5 protein-coding genes and 1 pseudogene are annotated in these 6,147 nt (G+C 60.4%); 3 read left to right on the top strand and 3 right to left on the bottom strand.

Features of this window, described 5'->3' with window-relative positions; genetic code table 11:
• The first annotated feature begins 273 nt into the window (after nt 1-273).
• Complete coding sequence (gene nhaR, locus GIW04_RS26770; protein ID WP_003190297.1) at nt 274-1,176, top strand: transcriptional activator NhaR; 903 nt, start codon at nt 274-276, stop codon at nt 1,174-1,176.
• Between the two features lie 4 nt (nt 1,177-1,180).
• Here nhaR and GIW04_RS26765 read toward each other — a convergent pair whose 3' ends face one another.
• The gene (locus GIW04_RS26765; protein WP_056788350.1) at nt 1,181-2,335 is read right to left on the bottom strand and encodes an MFS transporter; all 1,155 of its coding nucleotides are present in this window, start codon (nt 2,333-2,335) and stop codon (nt 1,181-1,183) included.
• Nucleotides 2,336-2,576: 241 nt separating this feature from the next.
• On the opposite strand from GIW04_RS26765, the gene sstT reads away from it, so the two are divergent.
• Nucleotides 2,577-3,797: a serine/threonine transporter SstT gene (gene sstT / locus GIW04_RS26760; protein WP_120249139.1), complete on the top strand. Its 1,221-nt coding sequence runs from the start codon at nt 2,577-2,579 to the stop codon at nt 3,795-3,797.
• A gap of 68 nt (nt 3,798-3,865) precedes the next feature.
• Here the strand turns inward: sstT and GIW04_RS26755 are convergent, their stop codons facing one another.
• Nucleotides 3,866-4,375, bottom strand: a complete 510-nt coding sequence (locus tag GIW04_RS26755; protein ID WP_003190292.1) for a DUF1993 domain-containing protein — start codon at nt 4,373-4,375, stop codon at nt 3,866-3,868.
• Between the two features lie 116 nt (nt 4,376-4,491).
• On the opposite strand from GIW04_RS26755, the gene GIW04_RS26750 reads away from it, so the two are divergent.
• On the top strand, nt 4,492-5,142 hold the full coding sequence (locus tag GIW04_RS26750; protein ID WP_003190290.1) for a YceH family protein: 651 nt from the start codon (nt 4,492-4,494) through the stop codon (nt 5,140-5,142).
• 498 nt (nt 5,143-5,640) lie between these two features.
• On the opposite strand, the pseudogene GIW04_RS26745 reads toward GIW04_RS26750, so the two are convergent.
• Nucleotides 5,641-6,147 (bottom strand): annotated as a pseudogene (locus GIW04_RS26745) (shikimate 5-dehydrogenase); the annotation flags it as partial.

Here is a 6,147-nt window from a genome sequence, read left to right as displayed (position 1 = left end):
CGCGGCCGCGCCAAACCCTGGGCTGGAAATTCCCCATAGAGGTGCTGACCGAGCACCTGCAGCTCCTGGCGACCAATAACTTGAATACGGTCAACTGACTGTTGCACTTGGAACTTGAGTCCGCCGAATTGAGTTTCATGATGTATTCCTCGTTAGAACCATTGGGTCCAAATAGTGGCCCCTCGATAGCGAGGCATTCTATGTAGACGAACAGTTCAGGAAAATTCGTATTTTTCTCGCGTATACTTCGCTTTTTACGAAGTGTAGGTCGCGATGCTCAATTATCGACAACTGCATTACTTCTGGGTGGTGGCCAAGACTGGCAGCATCGTGCGCGCCTGCGAGCAGTTGAACCTCACGCCGCAGACCATCAGCGGGCAGATCAGCCTGTTGGAGCAGACCTTCGGGGTGGCCCTGTTTCAGCGGGTCGGGCGCCAGCTTGAACTGACCGAAGCCGGGCGCCAGGCGCTGCCCTACGCCGAGCAGATGTTCCAGACCGGCAATGAATTGGAGGCGATGCTGCGCGCACAGCCTGACGAGCAGCAGATCCCGTTCCGGGTCGGGGTGGCGGATGTGGTGCCCAAGTCCATCGTGTACCGGTTGATCGCGCCGACCATGGAGTTGAGCGAACCGATCCGCATCACCTGCCGTGAAGACAAACTCGAACGTTTACTGGCCGACCTGGCGATCCAGCGCCTGGACCTAGTGATTTCCGACAGCCCCATGCCCACGCACTTGGACATCAAGGGCTACAGCCAGAAGCTGGGAGAATGCGGCATCAGTTTTTTCGCCACCCAGGCATTGGCTGACCAGCATGGCGGTGATTTCCCACAGTGCTTGCAGGGTGCGCCGCTGTTGATTCCAGGGGCAGAGACAGTGGTACGCAGCCGTTTGCAGCGCTGGTTTGCCGAACAGCAGATTCAACCCCGCATCATTGGCGAATTCGACGACAGCGCCTTGATGCAGGCGTTTGGGCAATCCGGCAGCGGGATCTTTATCGCGCCCAGCGTGATCGCCGACGAGGTGGTGCGCCAATATGGCGTGGCGCTGATCGGCCAGACCGATGCAGTGACCGAGTCGTTTTATGCGATCTCGGTGGAGCGCAAGGTCAAGCACCCCGGCATTGTGGCGATTACCGAAGGTGCCCGGCGGGAGTTGTTTACCGCCCTGCCCTGATCATTCAGGCGTTGAGCGCCGTGGGTTTGGCGGTCATCAGCCACAGTGCCAGCAGGATCGACAGCAGGATAAACCCCGAAGCGGCAAACCCCAGGCTGCCCAGGCCCAGGGTGTCGATGACATGCCCGCCCACCATGGCGCCCAGGCCAATGCCGAGGTTGGCCCCGGCAATGTTCAGCGACGCCGCAAACGCTGGAGCATGGGGCGCAGCCTTCATCAAGCGCACATGGCTGACCAGGAACATCGCCGCCTGGGTCACGCCCCACACCGCCATCGCCGCGGCCAGGCCGATGGTCGAGTGAATCGCCGGCACCACCGCCACCATGCCCGCGATCATGAACCCGCAGAACACCATGGAGGCGATTAATGGGTGACGATCCACGGCACGTCCGCCCAAGGAATTGCCGATCAGCCCGACTGCGCCAAAGCCCATCAGACACCAGCCCACCAACGTGCCGTCGAAGCCGGCCAGACGCTCAAGGATATCTGCCAGGTAGGTATAGGCGGTGAACATGCCACTGAATACCAGGATCGACAGCAGGATATGCCCCTGCATCACCGGGCTGCGCAGGATCTTGAATTGTGAGCGCAAGCTAGCCTGCTGGTGCTTGGCCTGGGTGACCGGCAGGTAGATATACAGCAGCAACGCCTTGGCCAGGGCGATCACCGCGAGCACGGCAAACGCGGTGCGCCAGCCGAACATATCGGAAATCAGCGTGCCCACCGGAATACCAAATACGGTGGCGCAAACAATGCCAAAGCCGATTTTTTCAATCGCACGCCCGGCGAACTCAGGGCCGACAATGTCTACCGCCGTTTCGCTGGCCAGGGCCCAGAACACGGGCAAGCCCAGAGCAGGGATCAAACGGGCCACGGCCATCACCCAGATATTCGGTGCCAATGCCGCCACGGTATTGGCCGCCGCAAACATGATAAGGATGCTGATAAACAAGCGCTTGCGCGGGAACCGCGCGCAATAGGCGGTGAGGAACGGGCCGAACGCGGCCACGGTGAACGCGAACAGTGTCACCAGCAGCCCGGCCTGGGACACGCTGACGTTCAGGTCCCGAGCAATCGACGGCAACAGGCCGACAATGACGAACTCTGTGGTCAGCACGGTAAAACCGGCGGCTGACAGCAGCAGGATAGGAAACAACATGAAAACTCCAGAAACGACGACATCAACGACAGCCCTAAGGGCTCGCTGAAGGAGAGGAAAGATGAGAGGGGTGAATCTTAACAGAACATGTCCGGATTTGACCAAGCCCGACTGAAACGGGTGACGGAATGCCGCAGCAAACAAGACGCTTCCCACAGCATGCTAGACTTCGCGCCTACTTCCTACAGTACTTTCTGCCTGCAATGCTGTGCCCTACTAAAAAAACTAGAGACAACTCTTTATGACTGCTGCACCCTCCCTGTTGCAACGTTTAATGCGCGTCAGCCTGGTCACCCAAATTGTCATCGGCCTGATTGCCGGGATCGTGTTGGCCTTGCTGTTACCCGAGGCCGCGCGCGCCACTGGTTTTATCGGCAAGGTGTTTGTCACGGCGCTGAAGGCTGTCGCGCCGATCCTGGTGTTTGTGCTGGTCATGGCCTCGATTGCCAACCATAAGCATGGCCAGGAAACCCATATCCGCCCGATCCTGTTCCTGTATCTGCTCGGTACCTTTGCCGCCGCCGTGGTTGCGGTGGTGGCCAGCATGATGTTTCCGTCGTTCCTGGTACTGGCTACCCATGACGCCACCGTGAGCGCTCCCGGTGGCATCGGCGAAGTGTTGCAAAGCCTGCTGCTCAGTGTGGTGGATAACCCGGTCAGTGCACTGATGAACGCCAACTTCATCGGCATCCTGGCCTGGGCCATTGGCATGGGTATCGCTATTCGCCATGCCGGTGAAACCACCCGCACGGTGTTGGACGACTTGTCCAACGGCGTCACCCTGATCGTACGCGTGGTGATCCGCTTCGCCCCGCTGGGCATCTTTGGCCTGGTGGCCTCCACCCTGGCCACCTCGGGTTTCGGCGCCCTGCTCGGCTATGCCCACCTGCTGGCCGTGCTGATCGGCTGCATGTTGTTCGTGGCGCTGGTGATCAACCCGGCCATCGTGTTCTGGAAACTGCGCCGCAACCCCTATCCGCTGGTGCTGATGTGCCTGCGCGAAAGTGGTCTCACCGCGTTCTTCACCCGCAGCTCGGCGGCGAACATTCCGGTCAACCTGGCGTTGAGCAAACGCCTGGGCCTGCATGAAGACACCTACTCGGTGTCGATCCCGCTCGGTGCCACCATCAACATGGCCGGCGCCGCCATCACTATCACCGTGCTGACCCTGGCGGCCGTGCACACCCTGGGCATCGCCGTGGACATGCCGACCGCCGTGCTGCTCAGCGTCGTCGCTGCGGTGTGTGCCTGCGGTGCATCGGGGGTGGCGGGTGGTTCGCTGCTGTTGATTCCCCTGGCGTGCAGCCTGTTTGGCATCCCCAGTGAAATCGCCATGCAGGTAGTGGCCGTCGGTTTCATCATCGGCGTGCTGCAGGACTCGGCGGAAACCGCACTCAACTCGTCTACCGATGTGCTGTTTACGGCGGCGGCGTGTTTGGGCAAGGAAGAACAGGCCGCTTAACACAGCCCCATAAAAAAGCCCGGTGCCATTCGTAGAGAACGGCACCGGGCTTTTTTGTATCTGCGGGTTTAAAACGCGCCCATATAGTCGCGCTTGCCCACTTCCACGCCGTTATGACGCAGCAGCGCATAAGCGGTGGTTACGTGGAAGAAGAACTGCGGCAGGCCGTAGGTCAGCAGGTAGGACTGGCCGCTGAAGCGCTTCTCTTTCGGGGTGCCGGGGCGGGTAACGATCTCGATGCCTTCCTTGCCGTCGATCTGCTCGGGCTTGATGGTGTCGACAAAGGCCAGGACTTTGGCGATCAGCGCTTGCAGGTCGGCAAAAGTGACTTCGCTGTCTTCGTACTTGGGTACTTCGATCTCGGCCAGGCGTGCGGATACACCTTTGGCGAAGTCCACGGCGATCTGTACCTGGCGCACCAACGGGAACATGTCCGGGAACAGGCGCGCTTGCAGCAAGGCGTTGGGCTCGATGTTCTTGGCGCTGGCGTGGGCTTCAGCTTTGTTCAGCACATCGCTGAGGGCGTTGAGCATTTGCTTGAAGACCGGGATGGAAGCGGCGTACAGGGAAATAGTCATGACAGTCTCACGGTAATGGCGGGGTTGGAACCAGCCGCGATTATAGCCATGCCTGGCGCTTGTCTTTTATTTTTTCAAGCTTAGGCTAAGGGGCTTCACTGCATAGGGAAAGCGCGATGACCGCCGAGCACGATACCGACACCCCTGAGCCGCGCCTGAACAGCACGGAAATCCGCGTCCTGGGCTGCCTGATCGAAAAACAGGCGACCAACCCGGAAACCTACCCCCTCACCCTCAACGCCTTGGTGCTGGCCTGCAACCAGAAGACCAGCCGCGAGCCGGTGATGAACCTCAGCCAAGGCCAGGTCGGCCAGAGCCTGCGCGTGCTGGAGGGCCAAGGCTTCACGCGCCTGGTAATGGGCAGCCGCGCCGACCGCTGGGAACACCGTGTGGACAAGGCCCTGGAACTGGTGCCGGCCCAGGTGATCCTGACCGGGCTGCTGTTTTTGCGGGGGCCGCAGACCGTCAATGAGCTGCTCACCCGCAGTGGGCGCATGCATGATTTTGAGGATGCCGAACAGGTCGTGCATCAACTCGAACGCCTGATTGCACGAGGACTGGCACTGCTGGTGCCGCGTCAGGCGGGGCAGCGGGAAGACCGATACACCCATGCGCTGGGGGATCCGGCGGATATCGAAGCGATAATGACCGCGCGGGGGAATCCGGTAGAGCGTAGCGCAGGGGCTGTTTCGGTGGAGCGCATTGAAGAGCTGGAAGCGCGGATTGCGGCGCTGGAAGAACGGCTGGCCCAGTTGGAACAGGGATAACGCAGATAAAGATGTGGGAGCTGGCTTGCCTGCGATAGCCATAGGTATGGACACAATTCTGAAGTGATCAACGGTAACCACGATGCGAAGCGAGCCGCTCTTGCTCTTGATCTGCTTTTGATCTCAGGCGCCCCCCAAATCACTGGCGGATTACGGGCACACCGAGCCTAAGCGAGGTGCCGAGTGGTGGGGCAAGAGCGTTTTGCTTACTTTTGCTGTTCAAAAGTGAGCCGCTGTCAGAGCGGAACCCTAAGTAGCCGATACCGCAGGAATGGATATGTACTCGGTATTACGGTGTCGACAGTGAGGCCGTCTTCGCGAGCAAGCCCGCACACAGTTGGATCGTGGGGTGTCAGGTAGATGGGCGTCGGCTGGCAGGCCGCCATCGCAGGCAAGCCAGCTCCCACAGTTGGATCGTGGGGTGTCAGGTAGATGGGCGTCGCCTGACTGGCCGCCATCGCAGGCAAGCCAACTCCCACATTGGATTGGTGTAAGGCTTTAGCTGCGGGCGAAGGCCACCGCTGCCTCGAACTGCTCCTGCGTAGGCCGCACGCCGGTATAAAGCACAAACTGCTCCAACGCCTGAATAGCGATCACTTCCAGCCCGGTAATCACCCGCTTGCCCTGCGCACGCCCCCGCACGATCAACGGCGTTTCCGCCGGGATCGCCACCACATCGAAGACAGTCTCCGCCTGATCGATTGCCTCAGGCTCAAACGCCAACGCATCCGCCTCCGCCCCGCCAGTCATGCCGATGGGCGTTACGTTGATCAGCATCTGTGGGCGCAGGCTGCCCAATTCCGCCTGCCATGCGTACCCCAGGTTCCTGGCCAATGCCTGGCCCGCCACCTCATTACGCGCCACGATCACACCATTAGCGTACCCCCCGTCACGCAAGGCACTGGCGACCGCCTTGGCCATGCCGCCGCTGCCGCGCAGGGCAAAGGTGGAATCTTTGGGCACCGCGTGCTTTTTCAGCAGTTGCTCAATGGCGATGTAGTCGGT

The organism is Pseudomonas sp. PA-4-8C (assembly GCF_021606625.1).
In the GTDB taxonomy this organism is placed as follows: Bacteria; Pseudomonadota; Gammaproteobacteria; order Pseudomonadales; family Pseudomonadaceae; genus Aquipseudomonas; species Aquipseudomonas lactis.
Note: the sequence above shows the minus strand (reverse complement) of the source record. Positions and strands in the feature narration are given on the sequence as shown.